At 72.2% G+C, this 19,693-nt stretch carries 18 protein-coding genes; 7 read left to right on the forward strand and 11 right to left on the reverse strand.

Annotated features, from left to right (window positions below):
* Nucleotides 1–61: 61 nt before the first annotated feature.
* Both GL259_RS25060 and GL259_RS25065 read right to left on the reverse strand, forming a co-directional pair.
* Nucleotides 62–355 carry a hypothetical protein gene (locus GL259_RS25060; RefSeq protein ID WP_159535576.1) on the reverse strand — a complete coding sequence of 98 codons (294 nt, stop codon included), beginning with the start codon at nt 353–355 and terminating at the stop codon, nt 62–64.
* Nucleotides 352–1,287, reverse strand: coding sequence for an SPFH domain-containing protein (locus GL259_RS25065; RefSeq protein WP_159535577.1), 936 nt, complete (start codon nt 1,285–1,287; stop codon nt 352–354). Before GL259_RS25065 ends, GL259_RS25060 begins: the two co-directional genes overlap by 4 nt.
* Nucleotides 1,288–1,558: 271 nt before the next feature.
* On the opposite strand from GL259_RS25065, the gene GL259_RS25070 reads away from it, so the two are divergent.
* On the forward strand, nt 1,559–3,856 hold the full coding sequence (locus GL259_RS25070; protein ID WP_159535578.1) for a transglycosylase domain-containing protein: 2,298 nt from the start codon (nt 1,559–1,561) through the stop codon (nt 3,854–3,856).
* A gap of 100 nt (nt 3,857–3,956) precedes the next feature.
* Here GL259_RS25070 and GL259_RS25075 read toward each other — a convergent pair whose 3' ends face one another.
* The 4 genes from GL259_RS25075 to GL259_RS25090 form a co-directional block, all read right to left on the reverse strand.
* Nucleotides 3,957–6,092 carry a SpoIIE family protein phosphatase gene (locus tag GL259_RS25075; RefSeq protein ID WP_166461553.1) on the reverse strand — a complete coding sequence of 712 codons (2,136 nt, stop codon included), beginning with the start codon at nt 6,090–6,092 and terminating at the stop codon, nt 3,957–3,959.
* Between the two features lie 278 nt (nt 6,093–6,370).
* A complete protein-coding gene (locus GL259_RS25080) occupies nt 6,371–7,072 on the reverse strand; it encodes a DUF402 domain-containing protein (protein WP_159535580.1) in 702 nt (233 codons plus the stop codon).
* 72 nt (nt 7,073–7,144) lie between these two features.
* On the reverse strand, nt 7,145–8,548 hold the full coding sequence (locus GL259_RS25085; protein WP_159535581.1) for a class II fumarate hydratase: 1,404 nt from the start codon (nt 8,546–8,548) through the stop codon (nt 7,145–7,147).
* A 239-nt stretch (nt 8,549–8,787) separates the two neighbouring features.
* On the reverse strand, nt 8,788–9,825 hold the full coding sequence (locus GL259_RS25090) for a M28 family metallopeptidase (protein ID WP_159535582.1): 1,038 nt from the start codon (nt 9,823–9,825) through the stop codon (nt 8,788–8,790).
* 147 nt (nt 9,826–9,972) lie between these two features.
* Between GL259_RS25090 and GL259_RS25095 the strand changes: the two genes are divergently transcribed.
* A complete protein-coding gene (locus GL259_RS25095; RefSeq protein ID WP_159535583.1) occupies nt 9,973–10,479 on the forward strand; it encodes an NUDIX domain-containing protein in 507 nt (168 codons plus the stop codon).
* Nucleotides 10,480–10,541: 62 nt separating this feature from the next.
* Here GL259_RS25095 and GL259_RS25100 read toward each other — a convergent pair whose 3' ends face one another.
* A complete protein-coding gene (locus tag GL259_RS25100) occupies nt 10,542–12,218 on the reverse strand; it encodes a fumarate hydratase (protein ID WP_159535584.1) in 1,677 nt (558 codons plus the stop codon).
* 183 nt (nt 12,219–12,401) lie between these two features.
* Here GL259_RS25100 and GL259_RS25105 point away from each other — a divergent pair, with 183 nt between their 5' ends.
* On the forward strand, nt 12,402–13,097 hold the full coding sequence (locus tag GL259_RS25105) for a DUF1707 domain-containing protein (RefSeq protein ID WP_159535585.1): 696 nt from the start codon (nt 12,402–12,404) through the stop codon (nt 13,095–13,097).
* A gap of 172 nt (nt 13,098–13,269) precedes the next feature.
* A complete protein-coding gene (locus tag GL259_RS25110; protein ID WP_159535586.1) occupies nt 13,270–13,647 on the forward strand; it encodes a WhiB family transcriptional regulator in 378 nt (125 codons plus the stop codon).
* 115 nt (nt 13,648–13,762) lie between these two features.
* Here GL259_RS25110 and glpX read toward each other — a convergent pair whose 3' ends face one another.
* Entirely contained in the window at nt 13,763–14,797 is a 1,035-nt protein-coding gene (glpX, locus tag GL259_RS25115; RefSeq protein ID WP_159535587.1) for a class II fructose-bisphosphatase, read from the reverse strand.
* 126 nt (nt 14,798–14,923) lie between these two features.
* On the opposite strand from glpX, the gene GL259_RS25120 reads away from it, so the two are divergent.
* Complete coding sequence (locus GL259_RS25120; protein ID WP_159535588.1) at nt 14,924–15,448, forward strand: DUF4245 domain-containing protein; 525 nt, start codon at nt 14,924–14,926, stop codon at nt 15,446–15,448.
* Between the two features lie 99 nt (nt 15,449–15,547).
* On the opposite strand, the gene GL259_RS25125 is transcribed toward GL259_RS25120, so the two are convergent.
* From GL259_RS25125 to xseA, 3 genes are all read right to left on the reverse strand, one after another.
* Nucleotides 15,548–16,138 carry a malonic semialdehyde reductase gene (locus tag GL259_RS25125; RefSeq protein ID WP_159535589.1) on the reverse strand — a complete coding sequence of 197 codons (591 nt, stop codon included), beginning with the start codon at nt 16,136–16,138 and terminating at the stop codon, nt 15,548–15,550.
* A gap of 146 nt (nt 16,139–16,284) precedes the next feature.
* Nucleotides 16,285–16,542 (reverse strand): exodeoxyribonuclease VII small subunit, encoded by a 258-nt coding sequence (locus GL259_RS25130; RefSeq protein ID WP_159535590.1) that lies wholly within the window; start codon nt 16,540–16,542, stop codon nt 16,285–16,287.
* Between the two features lie 22 nt (nt 16,543–16,564).
* The gene (xseA, locus tag GL259_RS25135) at nt 16,565–17,779 is read right to left on the reverse strand and encodes an exodeoxyribonuclease VII large subunit (protein ID WP_159535591.1); all 1,215 of its coding nucleotides are present in this window, start codon (nt 17,777–17,779) and stop codon (nt 16,565–16,567) included.
* Between the two features lie 66 nt (nt 17,780–17,845).
* Here xseA and GL259_RS25140 point away from each other — a divergent pair, with 66 nt between their 5' ends.
* Together GL259_RS25140 and ppgK are read left to right on the forward strand one after the other, a co-directional pair.
* A complete protein-coding gene (locus tag GL259_RS25140) occupies nt 17,846–18,871 on the forward strand; it encodes a 4-hydroxy-3-methylbut-2-enyl diphosphate reductase (protein WP_159535592.1) in 1,026 nt (341 codons plus the stop codon).
* Nucleotides 18,872–18,929: 58 nt separating this feature from the next.
* Nucleotides 18,930–19,676 (forward strand): polyphosphate--glucose phosphotransferase, encoded by a 747-nt coding sequence (ppgK, locus tag GL259_RS25145; RefSeq protein WP_159535593.1) that lies wholly within the window; start codon nt 18,930–18,932, stop codon nt 19,674–19,676.
* Nucleotides 19,677–19,693 lie beyond the last annotated feature (17 nt).

The following is a 19,693-nucleotide window of genomic DNA, read 5'->3' on the forward strand; positions in this document are numbered from 1 at the left end:
AGTGCGCAGAGCGTGGCAGGGGGTGCGGGACCCCAGGTGGGGGCCGGTTGTCACGGTTCTGTCACTGAGGGGCGGAGGGGTCGCCCGGGGGCCGTCGGGGGGCGTCGTCCGGCTGCCGCGCGGGCGGGCGGCCCCGGCGGGGGAGGGGGCCCGCCTCGCCGGGGAGCCGGCCCGCCTCCGCGAGCGCCCGGCGCAGCAGGAACTCGATCTGGGCGTTGGCCGAGCGCAGCTCGTCGTTGGCCCAGCGGGCCAGGGCCTCGTACACCAGGGGGTCCAGCCGCAGCAGCACCTGCTTGCGCTGCTGCGGCCTGCGCCGAGGGGCCGTGCCCTCGGGGGAGTCCGCGGGGCCGGTCACTGGTAGAGCGTCCCGGTGTTGAGGACCGGCTGCGCGGAGCGGTCCCCGCACAGCACCACCATCAGGTTGGACACCATCGCCGCCTTGCGCTCGGAGTCCAGCTCCACGATGTCCTGCTCGGCGATCCGGGCCAGCGCCGACTCGACCATGCCGACGGCGCCCTCCACGATCTGCTTGCGGGCCGCCACGACCGCGCCCGCCTGCTGCCGCTGGAGCATCGCCGAGGCGATCTCGGGGGCGTAGGCGAGGTGCGTGAAGCGGGACTCGATGATCTGCACGCCGGCCGCCTCCACGCGCGCGTGCAGTTCGACGGCGAGCTTCTCGGTGATCTCCTCGGCGTTGCCGCGCAGGGAGAGGCCGTCCTCGTCGTGGGCGTCGTAGGGGTACTCGATGGCGATGTGCCGGACGGCCGCCTCGGTCTGGGTGGAGACGAACTCGACGTAGTCGTCCACCTCGAAGGTCGCCTGGGCGGTGTCCTCCACCCGCCACACCACGACCGCGGCGAGCTCGATCGGGTTGCCGTACGCGTCGTTGACCTTGAGGACGGCGGTCTCGTGGTTGCGCACGCGCGTGGAGATCCTGGTGCGCGAGGTGAAGGGGTTCACCCAGCGCAGGCCGTCCTGCCGGATCGTGCCCCGGTACCTGCCGAAGAGCTGGACCACCCGCGCCTCGCCCGGCGCCACCATGTTCAGCCCGCACATCGCGAGGAACGCGGCGAGCGCGACCAGGATGCCGCCGACGATCAGCGCGGCCTTGGCGCCGGCCCCGGCGACCGCGGTGGCGGTCACGATCAGCGCCGCGCCGATCAGCAGCCCGGCCAGGCCGAGCAGCAGCGCCAGTCCGCCCCCGATGCTGTGCGCCGCGAACTCCCGCACGCGCGGCGCCGGCATCTCGGGCACGTCGGCCGTGACCTGTGTGTCGTGCGTGGACATGAGTGGTCCCCCGTTCCCTCGGGCGTCCGCCGCGCGCGGTGTGCGCGGCTAGCGCCTGCCTATCTAAGTGATATCACTTTATCGCATCTCGGCAACCTTGCGCCCCTCTCGTACGTCGGTTCCGTTGGGACGGGTGCTGATTGTCACGTCCGTAAAGGTCGGATCGGCGGCCCTTTGTCATAGCTCCCGGTGTTAGTTTTCTGAGCTGACCCGAGCGGCGAACCTGTGGGGCTGTCGAGCACACACGAACGAAGCGGAGCGGAACGGACGCATGGGACGAGCGGAAGAAAGACGCGCACGACAGCGCGGTGGGCGCCGGGCGGCGGCCCAGAGCCGCCGTTCGTCCGGAGCGGCCGGGCGCACCGGCATACGCCGCCTCTTCACCTGGAAGAAGATCTTCGGCACCTTCTTCGGGCTCTGCCTGCTCGGCATGGGCGCCTTCATCGTGCTGTACATGGTGATCGACATCCCCGAGGGGAACGCCGACGCCAAACGGCAGAGCAACGTCTACAAGTACGGCGACGGCTCGATCATGGCCCGCGACGGCGAGGTCAACCGCGAGGTCGTCGACCTGGCGCAGATACCCAAGCAGGTCCAGAAGACCTTCGTCGCCGCCGAGAACAAGACCTTCTACAGCGACGCCGGCGTCGACCTGAAGGGCACCGCGCGCGGTCTGCTCAACACCGTCTCCGGCAAGGGCGCGCAGGGCGGCTCGACGATCACTCAGCAGTACGTCAAGAACTACTACCTGACGCAGGAACAGACCGTCTCGCGCAAGCTGAAGGAACTGGTCATCTCGCTGAAGCTGGACCGGGAGAAGTCCAAGGACTACATCCTCGCCGGCTACATCAACACCAGCTACTACGGCCGCAACGCCTACGGCATCCAGGCCGCCGCCCAGGCCTACTACCGCGTCGACGCCGAGGACCTCACGGTCGAACAGGGCGCCTACCTCGCCGCGCTGCTCCAGGCGCCGAGCCAGTACGACTGGGCGGTCGCCTCGGAGAGCGGCAGGAAACTGGTCAAGAACCGCTGGAACTACGTCCTGGACAACATGGTCGAGGAGGGCTGGCTCGACCGGTCCGAGCGGTCGGGCATGGAGTTCCCGGTGCCGAAGGAGCCCAAGGGCGACCCGGGCATGGCGGGCCAGACCGGCTACCTGGTGAACGCGGCCAACGCCGCGCTGAAGGAGCAGCTGGTCGCCGACGGCACCGCCGAGGACGCCAAGCAGGCCGACGCGCTCGTCGACGCCGGCGGCTGGACCATCACGCTCAACATCGACAAGAAGAAGCAGGCGGCGCTGGAGAAGGCCGTCAAGACCCAGCTCACCGCCAAGCTGGACCCCGAGGAGCGCGAGGTCGACGCGGACGTCCAGGCCGGCGCCGTGTCCGTGGACCCGAAGACGGGCGCGGTCGTGGCGATGTACGGCGGCGTGGACTACCTGAAGCACTACTTCAACAACGCCACCCGCGACGACTACCAGCCCGCCTCCACCTTCAAGCCGGTCATCCTGGCCGCCGCCGTGGAGGAGGGGGCCGAGACGCAGGACGGCCGGCCGATCACGGCCGGCACCGTCTACGACGGCACCAGCGAACGCCCGGTCGTGGACGGCGGCCGGAGGGTCGGCTTCGCCCCCGAGAACGAGGACGACCGCAACTACGGCGACGTCACCGTCCAGACGGCGATGAACAAGTCGATCAACTCCGTCTTCGCGCAGATGGGCATCGACGTCGGCATGGAGAAGGTGATGGAGACCGCGGGCAGGCTCGGCATGGACGCCGAGGACCTCCAGGCGGTGCCCGCGCAGACCCTGGGCTCCATGGGCGCCAGCCCCCTGGAGATGGCCGGCGTCTACGCCACGCTCGACAACCACGGCAGGAAGACCACCCCGTCGATCATCAAGTCCGCGGAGCACCGCACCCGGACCGTCACCATGCCCGACGCGGTCGGCGAGCAGGTCATCAGCCGCGAGGCCGCCGACACGGTCACCTCGGTGCTGACCGGAGTGGTCGACGACGGCACGGCGCGCGGGGCCGTCCGCGACAACCCGCTGCGCGACGGCCAGCAGGTCGCCGGCAAGACCGGTACCTCCGACGACAACCTGTCGGCCTGGTTCACCGGCTTCACGCCCGACCTGGTGACCTCCGTCGGCCTGTTCGGCGAGGACGACAAGCCCCCGCACAAGCAGGTCGAGATGTACGGCGCGGGCGGTGAACCCCGGGTCAACGGCGGCGGCTTCCCGGCGCGGATCTGGGCGGCGTACACCTTCGGCGTGATGGAGGAGACCAGCGAGTTCGACCTGGAGACGAAGCAGGGCGCGGCCGTGGAGCCGTCCTCGACGCCGTCGCCGTCGCAGTCGCCGTCTCAGACGCCGAGCGAGGAGCCGACCACGGAGGAGCCGACCACCGAGCCGCCGTCCCAGACCCCGTCCCGGACGCCGACGACGGAGCCGCCGAGCCAGACCCCGACGACGGAGCCGACGACGCAGACGCCCTCGATCCCGCCGATCCTCGAGAGCCCGGAGAAACCGGAGAGGCCGGACGACCCGGAGCAGGACCAGCAGGAGTAGACGGGAACGGACGAGACGAGGCGGGACGGCAGGGGCGCCCGGTGAGGTCACCGGGCGCCCCTGAGTCGTTCCCGCGGACCCGCCGAGGTCCGGCCGCGGGTCAGCCGCGGTTCAGCTCGAACCACACCACCTTGCCGGTGCTCAGCCGGGTCGCGCCCCAGCGCCGGGCCAGCCGGTTCACCAGGTACAGCCCGCGCCCGCCCTCGTCGGTGGCGCGCGCCTGCCGCAGCCGCGGCAGCTGCGGCACGTCGTCGCCGACCTCGCAGCGCAGCACGTCGGTGCGCAGCAGCCGCAGCGTGACCGGCCGGGACGCGTACCGCACCGCGTTGGTCACCACCTCGCTGACCAGCAGCTCCACCGAGTCGCTGAGCTCCTCCAGACCCCAGCGCGACAGCGTCCGCCGCACCAGGCGACGGGCCCGGCCGGGAGCGGCGTCCTCCGGCTCCAGGAACCAGTACGCCACGTCGCTCGGCGCGATCCCGTCGAAGCGGGCGGCGAGCAGCGCGATGTCGTCGTCCCTGTCGCCCGGGCCGAGCATGTCGAGCACCTCGTCGCACAGCGCCTCCAGCGGCGGCGGATGGTCCGGGCCGGTCAGCTGCGCGGTCGCGGCGAGCTTCTCGCGCAGCTGCTCGATGCCGGTCCACACGTCCCGCAGCCGGGACTCCACCAGGCCGTCGGTGTACAGCAGCAGGGTCGCCCCGGCGGGCGCGTCCAGCTCCACCGCCTCGAAGTCCACCCCGCCGACGCCGATCGGGGCGCCCGCGGGCACCCGCAGCACCTCCGCCCGGCCGCCCAGGTGCAGCAGGACGGGCGGCGGGTGGCCGGCGTTGGCGACGGTGATGCGGTGCGAGACCGGGTCGTAGACCGCGTACAGGCAGGTCGCCATGCGGTCCACGCCGAGTCGCTGGGCCTGCTCGTCGAGGTGGTGCAGCACCTCCTGCGGCGGCAGGTCGAGCCCGGCCAGGGTCTGCGCGGTGGTGCGCAGCTGGCCCATGATCGCGGCGGAGGTCATGGAGTGCCCCATGACGTCCCCGACGACCAGCGCGACCCGGCTGCCCGGCAGCGGGATGGCGTCGTACCAGTCGCCGCCCACCCGAGCGGTCTCCGCGGCCGGCAGGTAGCGGGACGCCAGCCGCACGCCGGTGCAGCGGGGCAGGTGCTCCGGCAGCATGGTGCGCTGGAGCTCGTCCGCGATGTACGCCTCGCGCCCGTACAGCACCGCCTTGTCGATGCCGAGGGCGCTGTGCGTGGCGAGCTGCGCGGCGACCAGCAGGTCGTCGGCCTCGAACGGGATGCGCTCCGGGCGGCGCAGGAACAGCGCGGCACCGATCACCCGGCGCCGGCCGCGCAGCGGCGCGAGGATCGCCCGCTGCCCCTGCGGCACGGCCGGGGCGCCGTCCTCGCCGAGGAGTTCGGGCAGCGCGGCGCGGGCGGCCGGCGCGTCCGTGAACACCGGCCGGACGCCGCGCAGCACCTCGGCGAGCGCGCTGCCGGGCCGCACCGTGCACAGCTCCTCGCCGACCGAGTCCAGCTCGCTCGGCTCCGGCGGGGCGATCGGGGCGAACCCGCCCTCGGTGTCGCGGTCGGGAGGGATCCGGTCGCTGCGGCGCAGCCGCAGCACCAGCGGGCCGGTGGGCCGCTCGTCGCCGACCGGCAGCGGTTCGCGCAGGTAGACCAGGATCGTGTCGGAGAAGGTGGGCACGGTGGCCCGGCACAGCCCCATCACGATCTCGTCCAGGTCGATGCCGCGGGCGATCCGCCGGGTCGCCGCGCCGACGAACCTCAGCCGGTCCCCGTCCCGCCGCATCGGCGTGGGCTGTCCGGGCGGGGTGACCTGGCCGGTGCGGCGCTCCCGGCCGTCCCGGCCCTGCGCCGGACGGCCGTCCTGACCCGCGGCCGGCTGCACCGGGATGCCCTCGGGCACGGGCCGCGGCCGGTGCGTGTCCGGCTCGGCACCGTGTCCGGCGCCCGGCTGGGAGTGTTCGGAGGCGGGGCCGGCGGCCGTGTCCTGGCCGGTGCCGCCGGAGGCGGACGCGTCCGGCGACGCGGGGGACGCGGCCCCGGGAGCGACGGACTCGCCGCCGGAGCGGGCCTGTGCGGGTAAGGCGGCTCCCGTGCCCGGCGCGCGGACCGGGTCCTGGGTACGCACGAGCGCCCCGCGGGGGTCCGCGGGGTCCACGCCCGGCTGCGGGCGGTCGAAGGAGGTCGGCTGCTCCGTCACGCGTGTGAAGTCCATCCGTCCGGGACTGCGCGTCGTGCGCGCAGTGCGTCCCGCCGAAACTCCGATACCCGCAATACGTGCCTCAGGAACGGAATTCCCGCGCGGTCAGAGGTCGTTCCTGTGCCGCCGGCCGACCCTTCCCGGCCGTTACCGGTGTTGCCGTACCCCTCGCTCACGTCCTGCCGCCCCTCGGTGACGATCGGTCAAGCCCAGCGACTGTTCCGTTGGTTGCTGCTCCCGTGCCCTTGCGGAGGACGATCCTACGTTTCTTGCCCGGGGGCGTATCAAGGGTCTCACGGAGACATGTGCGCGGGCGTGCGGTCCCAGTCCTGTGGCAGTGACGGTACCGTCCAGGACGGGTCCGGGCGCCAGTCCTGCCAGCCGTCCGAGAAGGGCGGCCCCCAGGCGGCGATCACCTCCAGCGCGGCCCGGCCGGCCTCCCGCACCCTCCCGGCCAGCGCCTCGTCCACCAGTCCGTCGCGCCGTGCCTGGGCGAACTCGTCCTCGTCCCGCCAGTGCCAACTGCGGTCCGGGTGCACGGATATGTCCAGGAAGTGGTCCTCGGAGTCCACCCCGCCCGCCCAGCGGGCCAGCGGCTCCTCCAGGTTCACGTACCAGTTCTTGAACTGCCAGCCCGGGTCCCAGAACAGCCACACCGACCAGGGCTCACCGGGCCGGGCCAGCTTCAGCACCCCGGTGCCGAACCAGCGGTCGCGCTGCACGGTGCGCGGCTTGGTGTACCGGGTGGCCAGCGGTTCCTGGTGCACGGGGGTGCCGTCGGCGAGCACCGGCTTCACGCACTCGGTGCCGGGAGCCATCCACACGGCGAGCAGTTCCGGGTCGTCGCGCACGACCGTGACGGGGCGCGCGATGTGGAAGCGCGCGCCGCCGTTCTCCCGGTACCGCCACAGGATCTGCGTCCCGGGCGCCCAGAAGCCCGCCGCGCCGCCCGCGTCCCCGTGTCCGACGCCCCTCACCGCTCCGCCCTCTGCCATGCGCAGATATTAGGTGCCCGGGGCATACGACGCTGCGGCCCCGGTCACGGTTCACCCGCGCGGCGCGATGTTTTACGGGCGCGTCATCCGCAGGACGTCCAGCGCCTCGTCGAGCTGCTCGACGGTGAGGTCCCCGCGTTCGACGTAGCCGCTCTCCAGCACCACCTGCCGGATGGTCTTCCGCTCGGCCAGCGCCCTCTTGGCGACCTTGGCGGCCTCCTCGTAGCCGATGTACCGGTTGAGCGGGGTGACGACGGACGGCGAGGACTCGGCGTACTCCCGGGCGCGGTCGCGGTGCGCGACGATCCCGTCGACCGTGCGGTCGGCGAGCAGCCGGGAGGCGTTCGCGAGCAGCCGGATCGACTCCAGCACGTTCTTCGCGATGACCGGCAGCATCACGTTGAGCTCGAAGTTGCCCGAGGCGCCGGCGGTGGCGACGGTCACGTCGTTGCCGATCACCTGCGCGCAGACCATGAGCACGGCCTCCGGGACGACCGGGTTGACCTTGCCGGGCATGATCGAGGAGCCGGGCTGGAGATCGGGGAGGCTGATCTCCGCGAGCCCGGTGCGCGGACCGGAGGACATCCACCTCAGGTCGTTGGCGATCTTCGTCAGGCCGACCGCGACGGTGCGCAGCTGGCCGCTGGTCTCCACGATGCCGTCGCGGGCGCCCTGCGCCTCGAAGTGGTCGCGCGCCTCGGTCAGCGGCAGCCCGGTGACCCGGGCGACCTCCTCGATGACGGCGGCGGAGAATCCCGGCGGGGTGTTGATGCCGGTGCCGACGGCGGTCCCGCCCAGCGGCAGCTCGGCGAGGCGCGGCAGGGAGGCGTGCAGCCGCTCGATCCCGTACCGCACCTGAGCCGCGTACCCGCCGAACTCCTGACCCAGGGTCACCGGCGTGGCGTCCATCAGGTGCGTGCGCCCGGACTTCACCACGTCGGCGAACTCCCCGGCCTTGCGCTCCAGGGAGGCCGCGAGGTGCTCCAGGGCCGGCACCAGGTCGCGGGTGACGGCGGCGGTGGCCGCGATGTGGATGGACGACGGGAAGACGTCGTTGGACGACTGCGAGGCGTTGACGTGGTCGTTGGGGTGCACGTCCCGCCCGAGCCGCTCGCTCGCGAGGGTGGCGACGACCTCGTTGGCGTTCATGTTGGACGAGGTCCCGGAGCCGGTCTGGAACACGTCCACCGGGAAGTGCTCGTCCCACTTCCCCTCGGCGACCTCGCCGGCCGCCTCCTGGATCGCCTCGGCGACGTCCTCGCCGAGCACGCCGAGCCGCGCGTTCACCTTGGCCGCGGCGCCCTTGATGCGGGCGAGGGCCTCGATGTGGGCGCGCTCGATGCGCTGCCCGGAGATCGGGAAGTTCTCCACGGCGCGCTGGGTCTGGGCGCGCCACTTGGCGTCGGCCGGGACCTTCACCTCCCCCATGGAGTCGTGCTCGATGCGGTGGTTCCGGTCGTCGTCCGTGGTCGTCATCGTCGTACCTCCGAAGGTTCACAGCAGCGGTCCCGGCCCGGCGTATTCCCGCCGGCCTGCCTTGCCAGCATCCCGCGCGGGTACCCGGAACGGACTCCGCCCCGCCGCGAGGGGGCGGCGGGGCGGAGTACCGCGTGGCGGGCGTGCCGTCGCCGGCCCGGGCCGTGGGCCCGTCGCACCGCGCCGGGCCGGGCCCGCCGGTGCCGGCGGACGGCCGGCGGGACGGTGCCGGTGGCGCCTCAGCCGCCGGTGACGGCCTGTTGCCAGAGGGTGTGGGCGATGCCGTCGGCCGCGCGGTTCAGGCCGGTGGTGTTGATGTTGCTGAGGGTGTCGCAGGACCGGTGGTAGCAGGGGTCGTAGGCCGCACCGGCCGTGCCGCCCCACTTGCCGGCCTGCGCGGACGTCTTGCGGGCGCTGGCCCCCATCGCGTAGCCGGAGGTGGGGATGCCGACCTGCTCGAAGGGGTAGTCGTCGCTGCGCCCGGCGCCCTCGGTGTTCTCCTCGGGCCGCAGGCCCAGCGAGTCCCAGTACGCCTTCATCGGCGCGGCGGCCGACGAGGTGATGTGGTTGATGAAGTAGCCGCCGTTGGTGGAGGCGATCATGTCGAAGTTGTAGTACGCCCGGATCCTGGAGCGCTGGGTCGAGGACAGCGAACGGACGTAGAACTCGGAGCCGTTGAGGCCCTGCTCCTCGTCGGTCCACCAGGCGAAGCGGACCCGGTTGCGCAGGGCGGGGTTCTGCTGCGCCAGCGTCAGGGCGTTCTCCAGGAGCGCGGCCGAGCCGGAGCCGTTGTCGTTCATGCCGGGGCCCGCCGAGACGCCGTCGAGGTGGGCGCCGAACATGTACACGTTGTTCGCGTCGCCCTGCGGCCACTCGGCGATCAGGTTGGGGCCGGCCCCGCTGGTGCAGCCGGAGGTGCAGGGCTGTTCGGTGACGGTGTAGCCGGCCGCCTGCAGCTTGCCCTTCACGTAGGCGACGGAGTCGCGGTAACCCTGGGTGTTGGAGCGGCGGTTGCCGCCGTTGCGGGCGGCGATGGCGCTCAGCTCGCTCAGGTGCGCCCGCACCCTGGTCACGTCGACGTCGGGCGCGGCCAGCGCGTTCACGGCGGCGGTGGACCGGTCCGTGTCCGCGAGGGCCCGCGTCTGCCGGGCGTCTGCCGGGCCGGCGGCCGCGGCGGGGAGTGTTCCGCAGCCGAGCACGACGGCGAGGGAGAGGCTCGCCACGGCGAATCGTCGTCTCACTCTGTCTCCTTCGGGAGGTGGCCGTGGGGTGGCCACACGGGAGTCGACATGACATGCGCATGTCGGAGTGGCGAGAAGACTCACAGCGGAGGTTGAGGGAGTCAATGAAATCGGCGCCGGTGCGGGCAGGTTGTCCAAAAAAAGAACACGCCGTCCGGCATCCGGACGGCTTACCGTGACGGCATGTCGGAGGACCGGTGGAGTGCGGCCGTGGATCCCGGTGTCGAGCTGCCCCGGCCGGCCGACGGCGAGCTGTGGGCGGTGGGCGCGGTGATCCTCGACGGGGACGGCAGGGCCTTCGCCCAGCGGCGCGGCCCCGACCGCAGGCTCTTCCCCGACTGCTGGGACGTCGTGGGCGGACACGTGGAGCCCGGCGAGACCCTGCTCGACGCCCTCGTCCGCGAGGTGGCCGAGGAGACGGGGTGGCGCGTGCGCCGGGTGCGGCGGCTGCTCGGCGTCACCACCTGGACCGGGGACGACGGTCTCGGGGTCCGGCACGAGGCCGACTTCCTCGTCGAGGTCGACGGCGACCTGCGCCGGCCCGCCCTGGAGTGGTCCCGGCACACCGCCTGCGCCTGGTTCGGGCCGGACGACCTCGACCGGCTCAAGGAGAACCGCGCCCCCGGGGAGTTCCTCGTCCACGACCTGATCGCGGCGGCGCTGCGGGACCCGCCCGGCGGACGGCGGTGAGCGGGACGGCCGCGGGCCGGCCCGGGTGACGCCCGGACCGGCCCGCCGAAGGGGGGAGCCGGTTACGCCAGCCCCGGCCCCCGCACCGGGATGCTGGTGAACGTCGGCTGCGGAGCCGGGTCCTGGAAGAAGTCGTTGCCCTTGTCGTCGACGACGACGAACGCCGGGAAGTCCTCGACCTCGATCTTCCAGACGGCCTCCATGCCCAGCTCCTCGTACTCGAGGACCTCGACCTTCTTGATGCAGTCCTGGGCCAGGCGCGCCGCCGGGCCGCCGATGGAGCCGAGGTAGAAGCCGCCGTGCGCGGCGCACGCGTCGGTGACCTGCTTGCTGCGGTTGCCCTTGGCGAGCATGACCTTGGAGCCGCCCGCCGCCTGGAACTGCTCGACGTAGGAGTCCATCCGGCCGGCCGTGGTCGGGCCGAAGGAACCGGAGGCGTAGCCCTCGGGCGTCTTGGCCGGACCGGCGTAGTACACCGGGTGGTCCTTGAGGTACTGCGGCATCTCCTCGCCCGCGTCCAGCCGCTCCTTGATCTTGGCGTGCGCGATGTCGCGGGCCACGACCAGCGGGCCGGTGAGCGAGAGGCGGGTCTTCACCGGGTACTTGGTGAGTTCGGCGAGGATGTCGTCCATCGGCTGGTTGAGGTCGATCTTGACGACGTCGCCGTCGGCGTCGAGCTGCTCGTCCGTCGTCTCCGGCAGGAACCGCGCGGGGTCCGTCTCCAGCTGCTCCAGGAACACGCCCTCGGCGGTGATCTTCGCGACGGCCTGGCGGTCGGCGGAGCAGGAGACGGCGATGGCGACCGGGCAGGACGCGCCGTGCCGGGGCAGGCGCACCACGCGCACGTCGTGGCAGAAGTACTTGCCGCCGAACTGCGCGCCGATGCCGATCCTCTGCGTCAGCTCGAAGACCTTCTCCTCCAGCTCCTTGTCCCGGAAGCCGTGGCCGAGCGGGGAGCCCTCGGTCGGCATGTTGTCCAGGTAGTGCGCGGAGGCGTACTTGGCGGTCTTCAGCGCGTACTCGGCCGAGGTGCCGCCGACGACGATCGCCAGGTGGTACGGCGGGCAGGCGGCCGTGCCGAGCGAACGGATCTTCTCCTCCAGGAACTTCATCATGGAGGCCTCGTTCAGGACGGCCTTGGTCTCCTGGTACAGGAAGCTCTTGTTGGCCGAGCCGCCGCCCTTGGCCATGAACAGGAACTTGTAGGCGTCGCCGTCGGTCGCGTACAGCTCGATCTGGGCGGGGAGGTTGGAACCGGTGTTCTTCTCCTCCCACATGGTCAGCGGCGCCATCTGCGAGTAGCGCAGGTTGAGGTTCTGGTACGCGTCGTAGATGCCCCGGGACAGGGCCTCCTCGTCGCGGCCCCCGGTCAGCACGTTCTGGCCGCGCTTGCCCATGACGATGGCGGTGCCGGTGTCCTGGCACATGGGCAGCACGCCGGCCGCCGCGATGTTCGCGTTCTTCAGCAGGTCCAGGGCGACGAACTTGTCGTTGGACGACGCCTCGGGGTCGTCGATGATGCGGCGCAGCTGGGCGAGGTGCGCGGGGCGCAGGTAGTGCTGGATGTCGTGGACGGCCTCCTCGGCGAGCTTGCGCAGCGCCTCCGGCTCCACCTTGAGGAAGGTCCGCCCGTCGGCCTCGAAGGTGGAGACACCTTCGGAGGTCACCAGCCGGTAGGGGGTGGTGTCCTCTCCCATGGGGAGCAGATCGGCGTACTCGAACTCAGGCATCTCGCCCATTCCTCACTCGACAGACGGCCGCCCGCCGACGTTGGCGGGCGCTCACCAGCGTAGGACCTGCTCCCGTCGGCGAACCTGTGAGGTTGTCCTCAGTCGTCCCGCGGTCGTCCCGCGCGCTCGTCCCGCACAGTTGTCCCTGACAGGGGGTAGTCGCGATCTATCGCGTTTGGGTACGCTGGTGCCGTGGACCTTCACCAGCACGCCCAGCGGCCGGACACGGCCCCGCGCCCCGCCGACCTGCGCGCCTCGGACGCCGACCGCGACCGCGTCGCCGACCTCCTGCGCGACGCCCTCGCGGAGGGCCGCCTGACCCCCGACGAGCACGCCGAGCGCGTCGAGGGCGTGCTGGCCGCCAAGACGGTCGGGGAGCTCGAGGTGTTCGTCCGGGACCTCCCGGCCGCCCACCGGCGGCGCGCGGTCCACGCCTCGGCGCCCGACCGCCCCACCGCCGGCGCGATACCGACGGACCCCGACGACAACGTGGTCGCGGTCTTCAGCGCCGCCGCCCGCAAGGGCCGCTGGCGGACCGGCCGCCGCATCCACGCGTACGCGGTCTTCGGCAGCGTCGAGATCGACCTCAGCGAGGCGCTGTTCGACCACCAGCAGGTCGTGATCAAGGCGTTCTCCGTGTTCGGCAGCGTCGAGATCCGCGTCCCGGAGAACGTGTCGCTGCGCGGCATGGGCGGCGGCGTGCTCGGCGCCTTCGACGTGGACACGCTCGACGCGACCGACGCCGAGGCCCCGGTGGTCTACGTCGACGGCTGGGCGGTGCTGGGCAGCATCGAGGCGCGGCCCAGGCGCGGCAAGCTCGTGGCGGACATCCTCGACAAGGTGCAGCGCTCGGTCGACAGGGGTTTGCGCGGGCGCCTGGACCGTTGACGCCCGTGAACGGGCCGGAAGCGGAGTCGGTTCGTCCGAGGGCGGCGGGGCGGGCCGGTGCGAAATCCGGCATCCGGCACGGCGGTTCGGGACTCAGTGCATAGGCGTGCGCACAACGGGTAAGCCTTGCTGCATCGTGTCTCGCTCGCGAAGCCGTCGTCAGGAGTAGACCGTGCTGCAACCGCCGCATTCGTCCCTGCAGGTAGCTGCCGTCCCGGCCCAGCGAGCGGCAGCGCGGGACAGGGACCAGGACGCCCCCTGGCACACCGAGGCGGTGTGCCGGCGCGACGAGGCCGGGCTGTTCTTCGCCCCCTCGAAGGAACCCACCGCCGCCCGGCTCTCCCGCGAGGAGGCCGCCAAGCGGGTCTGCGCACGCTGTCCGGTGATGGTGGAGTGCCGCGAGCACGCCCTGCTCCAGCCCGAGCCCTACGGCGTCTGGGGCGGCCTGACCGCCGCCGAGCGCCGCGTGGTGCTGGCCCGGCGCCGGCGCCGCGAGATGGAGCTGAAGAAGACGGCGCGCGCGACGGACCGCATAGCCGCGGCCGGTTAGCGCGGACGCGAGCGAAAGGGCACCCTCTCCGCACAGAGGGTGCCCTTTCGGCGCCGGGCGGCCCTTCGCCCGGGGACGCGGGACGCTTCCGTCCGGGCCCCGCGCTACCGCGTGGTCACTTCGCCCGGTCAAAATCGATCGCGCTGTAGGCGCGCAGCTTGCTCAGCCGGTGCTCGGAGTCGATCCGGCGGACCGTGCCCGACTTGGAGCGCATCACGATCGAGTCGGTCGTGGCGGTCTCGGAGCGGTAGCGCACCCCGCGCAGCAGCTCGCCGTCGGTGATGCCGGTGGCCACGAAGAAGACGTTCTCGCCGGAGACCAGGTCGTCCGTGGTCAGCACCCGGTCCAGGTCGTGCCCGGCGTCGATCGCCCGCTGCCGCTCCTCGTCGTCCTTGGGCCACAGCTTGCCCTGGATGGTGCCGCCCAGGCACTTCACGGCGCAGGCCGAGATGATGCCCTCGGGGGTGCCGCCGACGCCGAGCAGCAGGTCGATGCCGGTGCCCTCGCGCAGGGCGAGGATCGAGCCGGCCACGTCGCCGTCGGAGATCAGCTTGATGCGCGCGCCGGTCTCCCGGATCTCCTTGATGATGCCCTCGTGCCGCGGCCGGTCCAGGATCACCACGGTGACGTCCTCGGGGGTGACCCGCTTGGCCTTGGCGACCCGGCGGATGTTCACGTTCACCGGCGCGTCGATGTCGACGAAGTCGGCGGCCTCCGGCCCGGTGACCAGCTTGTCCATGTAGAACACGGCCGAGGGGTCGAACATCGACCCGCGCTCGGCGGCGGCCAGCACCGCGATCGCGTTCGTCATGCCCTTGGCGGTCAGCGTGGTGCCGTCGATCGGGTCGACGGCGATGTCGCACTCCGGTCCGGTCCCGTCGCCCACGCGCTCCCCGTTGAAGAGCATCGGGGCCTCGTCCTTCTCGCCCTCACCGATGACGACGACGCCGTTCATCGAGACGGTGGAGACGAGGGTCCGCATGGCACGCACCGCGGCACCGTCGGCGCCGTTCTTGTCCCCGCGCCCGACCCAGCGGCCGGCGGCCATCGCCGCGGCCTCGGTGACCCGTACGAGCTCCAGGGCGAGGTTGCGGTCGGGAGCCTCGGAGGGCACATCGAGCTCGGACGGCAGGTGATGGTGTTCGGTCATCGGAGCGCACCTTTCTGTACGACGACGGCCGGATGAGGGTGTGGGGCACGACTCTATCGCCAGTCCGACAAAATGAGCAGGGGCCCCCACGGATGAGCGCACCGGGCACCTGCGACGATAGAGGGCGTGGCAGGAAAGAACAGCGTGCAGAAGACGGCCCGGGACATGATCCTGTCCCTGGGCCTCATAGGGCTGGTGTCGGGAGTGGTCTGGCTGTTCATCCCGCACGACGACAGCGCGCCCGACCTCAAGCGGGTGGACTACCGGGTCGACCTGCTCACCGCCCGCCGCGCCGCCTCCTACCCGGTGGCCGCCCCCGAGGGCCTGCCCGAGGCGTGGAAGCCCACCTCCGTCCGCTTCCGCGGCGACGAGGGCGACGCCTGGCACCTCGGCTACCACGCTCCCGGCGGGGAGTACGTGGCGGTCGAGCAGTCCACGCAGAAGCGGCTGCTCTTCATCGAGGACGCGACGCAGGGTGCGGAGAAGACCGAGGTCACCCAGCGGATCGACGGCAGGACCTGGACCCGGTACGAGGGCGGCCGCTACGACGCCCTGGTGCTCGAGGGGACCGAGGGCTCGACCACGGTGGTGACGGGCACGGCGTCGTTCGGGCAGCTGACGGAGATGGCCGAGGCGCTGCGGGCCGAGTGACCGCCCCGGGCGTGCGACAGGGCCCCGGGGATCGGCCGATCCCCGGGGCCCTGTCGCGGGCGTGCCGGTGGTGCGCCGCCGTCGCGGCGCCCCCTCGGGTCAGACGGTCGTGACGACCTGCTCGTACTCCAGGCGCGGGCTGCGCGGGAACCAGGCGTCCGGGCCGGGGCGGCCGATGTTGACGACCATCAGCGGGGTGTGGTCGTCGTCCAGGAACTCCTTGCGGATGCCCTCGAAGTCGCAGCCGGTCATCGGGCCGGCGGCCAGGCCGGCGGCGCGCACGCCGACGATGAAGTAGGCGGCCTGGAGGGCGGCGTTCAGGGCGGCGGCGTTCTCGCGCACCGGACGCTCGCTGAAGAAGGCGTCCTTGGCCTGCGGGAAGTGCGGGAAGAGCTGCGGCAGCTCCTCGTGGAACTCGTTGTCCGCGGAGAGGATCGCGACCAGCGGGGCGGCGGCCGTCTTGGCCCGGTTGCCCTCGGCCAGGTGCCCGACCAGGCGCTCGCGGGCCTCGGGGGAGCGGACCAGCGTGATGCGCAGCGGGGACTGGTTGAAGGCGGTCGGACCGTACTTGACCAGGTCGTAGATCGCCTGGACCTGCTCGTCGGTCACCGGCTCGTCGGTGAACGTGTTCGCGGTGCGTGCCTCACGGAACAGCAGGTCCTGGGCGGCCGGGTCGAGTACGAGAGTCATGCGTGAACCTTCTTGCGTGGACGTCGGGTCCGGGCGCCCGGGAGGGCGCGCGGATCGGCTGACGGAACGACCGTACGCGCATTAAGTTCAACGCTCAACTAAATCCGGGGCGCGGTGATCCACTTCACAGGGGCCCGCACGGAGGTCTACCCGTCCTCGCCGCCGCCCTCCGTCTCCTCCGCCGCCTCCTCCGCCAGCGCCGCGTCCAGCCGCGCCCGCGCGCCGTCCAGCCAGCGGCGGCACGTCCTGGCCAGCTCCTCGCCCCGCTCCCAGAGCGCGAGGGACTCCTCCAGCGTCGTACCGCCCGCCTCCAGCCGCCGTACGACCTCGATCAGCTCGTCCCGGGCCTGCTCGTACCCGAGCTCCTCGGACACCGCCGCCGTCTGCTTCGTCTTGCCGCTCATGCGCTCATCCTCCTCGCTCTCGTCACCCTTGCGCATCGACCCGGACCGTGAACTCGCCCTCGGACACCCGCGCCCGCAACGCCTCACCGGCCTCCACCTCGCCCGGAGCGCGCACCGCCTGCCCGTCGGCCCGCTGGAGCACGGCGTACCCGCGCTTCAGGGTCGCGGCGGGGGACAGCGCCACCACGCGCGCGTGCGTGTGCGCCAGCTCGGAGTCGGCCCGGTCCAGCTGGTGCCGCAGGGAGCGCCGCCCCCGCTCGAGCAGCGCCGTGACCTCCTCGGCCCGGACGTCGACCATCCGGTGCGGATCCTGCAGCGAGGGCCGGGCCAGCGCCTGGGACAGCCCGCGCTCCTCCCGGTCCACCAGCGCCCGGACGCAGCGCCGCGCGCGGTCGCGCAGCATCCGCACCCGCTCGTGCTCCTCGCCCACGTCCGGCACGACCTTCTTGGCCGCGTCGGTCGGCGTGGAGGCGCGCAGGTCGGCGACGTGGTCGAGCAGCGGGTTGTCCGGCTCGTGCCCGATCGCGGAGACCACCGGCGTACGGCAGGCGGCCACGGCCCGCACCAGCTGCTCGTCGGAGAACGGCAGCAGGTCCTCCACGCTGCCGCCGCCGCGCGCCACGATGATCACGTCCACGTCGTCGAGCGCGTCCAGCTCCTTCACGGCCTGGACGACCTGCGGCACCGCGTGCACCCCCTGCACGGCGACGTTGCGCACCTCGAAGCGGACCGCGGGCCAGCGGTGCCGGGCGTTCTCCAGCACGTCCCGCTCGGCGGCCGAGGCGCGCCCGCACACCAGCCCGATCATCTGGGGCAGGAACGGCAGCGGCTTCTTGCGCTCCGGCGCGAACAGCCCCTCCCGCGCGAGGGCCTTCTTCAGCTGCTCGAGCCGCGCGAGCAGCTCCCCGACCCCCACCGGCCTGATCTCCGCGGCCCGCAGCGACAGCTGCCCGCGCGGGGCGTACCACTCGGGCTTGCAGTGCACCACGACCCGGGCGCCCTCGCTCACCACGTCCGCCACGGCGTCGAACACCTGCCGGTAGCAGGTCACGCCCACGGAGATGTCGTACGACGGGTCCCGCAGGGTCAGGAACACCACCCCGGCGCCCGGCCGCCGCGACAGCTGGGTGATCTGCCCCTCGACCCACACCGCGCCGAGCCGGTCGATCCACCCCCCGATGAGCCGCGACACCTCACCGACCGGCAGGGGCGCTTCCGCAGACGTGTTGACAGCCATGCCGCGAGGGTAGTGGGCCCCGCCGACAACGCACCGTGATCGAGCCCCCCGGACGCGGCCCTTACGATGGGACGCATGACCGCTTCGCCTGGCCGCCGTGTCCTGCTCGCCGCCCCCCGGGGCTACTGCGCGGGTGTGGACCGCGCCGTGATCGCCGTCGAGAAGGCCCTGGAGCAGTACGGGGCCCCCGTCTACGTCCGGCACGAGATCGTGCACAACAAGTACGTCGTGCAGACCCTGGAGAAGAAGGGCGCGATCTTCGTCGAACGGACGGAGGAGGTGCCCCCGGGCAACATCGTCATGTTCTCCGCGCACGGCGTGGCGCCCGTCGTCCACGAGGAGGCCGCGCGCGGCCGGCTCGCCACCATCGACGCCACCTGCCCGCTGGTCACCAAGGTGCACAAGGAGGCGGTCCGGTTCGCCAAGGAGGACTACGACATCCTCCTGATCGGGCACGAGGGCCACGAGGAGGTCATCGGCACCTCCGGCGAGGCCCCCGACCACATCCAGCTCGTCGACGGCCCCGGGGACGTCGCCAAGGTGGAGGTCCGTGACCCCTCCAGGGTCGTCTGGCTCTCCCAGACCACCCTCTCCGTCGACGAGACCATGGAGACCGTCGACGCCCTCAAGGAGAAGTTCCCCCAGCTGATCTCCCCGCCCAGCGACGACATCTGCTACGCCACGCAGAACCGCCAGCTCGCGGTCAAGCAGATGGGCGCCGAGGCGGACCTGGTGATCGTGGTCGGCTCGCGCAACTCCTCCAACTCCAAGCGCCTGGTGGAGGTCGCCAAGCTCGCGGGCGCCCGCGCGGCGTACCTGGTGGACTTCGCCGACGAGATCGACGAGGCCTGGCTGGAGGGCGTGACCACGGTCGGCGTCACCTCGGGCGCCTCGGTGCCGGAGGTGCTGGTCGAGCAGGTGCTCGAGTGGCTGTCGCAGCGCGGTTTCGAGGACGTCGAGATCGTCAAGGCCGCCGAGGAGTCCATCACCTTCTCGCTCCCGAAGGAGCTGCGCCGCGACCTGCGCGAGGAGGCGGCGGCCCTGGCGGCCGGGCGCGGCGGTTCCGGCACGGGTGAGGATTCCGCGCGGTGACGGTGGCGTCACGGTGATCGACTCCGTGGCCGTCCGCCGTACGTCGTAACGTGGGGCCATGCAGATCTTCGGCGTGGACATCGGCGGATCCGGGATCAAGGGTGCCCCGGTCGACCTGGACGAGGGGGACCTGGCGCAGGAGCGCCACAAGGTCCTCACCCCGCACCCCGCCACCCCGGACGCGGTGGCGGACGGCGTCAAGGAGGTCGTCGACCACTTCGGCTGGACCGGTCCGGTCGGCATCACCTTCCCCGGAGTGGTCACCGACGGCGCCATGATCCGCACGGCGGCCAACGTCGACAAGGCCTGGATCGACACCGACGCGCGGGTGCTGCTCGGCGACCGCCTGGGCGGCCTGCCGGTGACGGTGGTGAACGACGCGGACGCGGCCGGTGTCGCCGAGATGCACTTCGGCGCCGGGCGGCACCGCAGGGGCACCGTCATCCTGCTGACCTTCGGCACCGGCATCGGCAGCGCCCTGTTCGTGGACGGCGTCCTCGTCCCCAACACCGAGCTGGGCCACCTGGAGCTGCACGGTCACGAGGCGGAGAAGCACGCCTCCAGCAAGGCCAGGGAGGACCACGACCTGTCGTGGGAGGAATGGGCGCGACGGGTGCAGAAGTACCTGGCCCACGTGGAGATGCTGTTCTCGCCGGAGCTGTTCGTCATCGGCGGCGGCGTCAGCCGCAAGGCCCACAAGTTCCTGCCCCACATCGAGGGCGTCAAGGCGGAGATCGTCCCGGCGCAGCTGCAGAACAACGCGGGCATCGTGGGGGCGGCGATGCGGGCGGCCACGGGCGTGTAGGGGTGCGCGGGGGCGCG

Source organism: Streptomyces sp. Tu 3180, from assembly GCF_009852415.1.
In the GTDB taxonomy this organism is placed as follows: Bacteria; Actinomycetota; Actinomycetes; order Streptomycetales; family Streptomycetaceae; genus Streptomyces.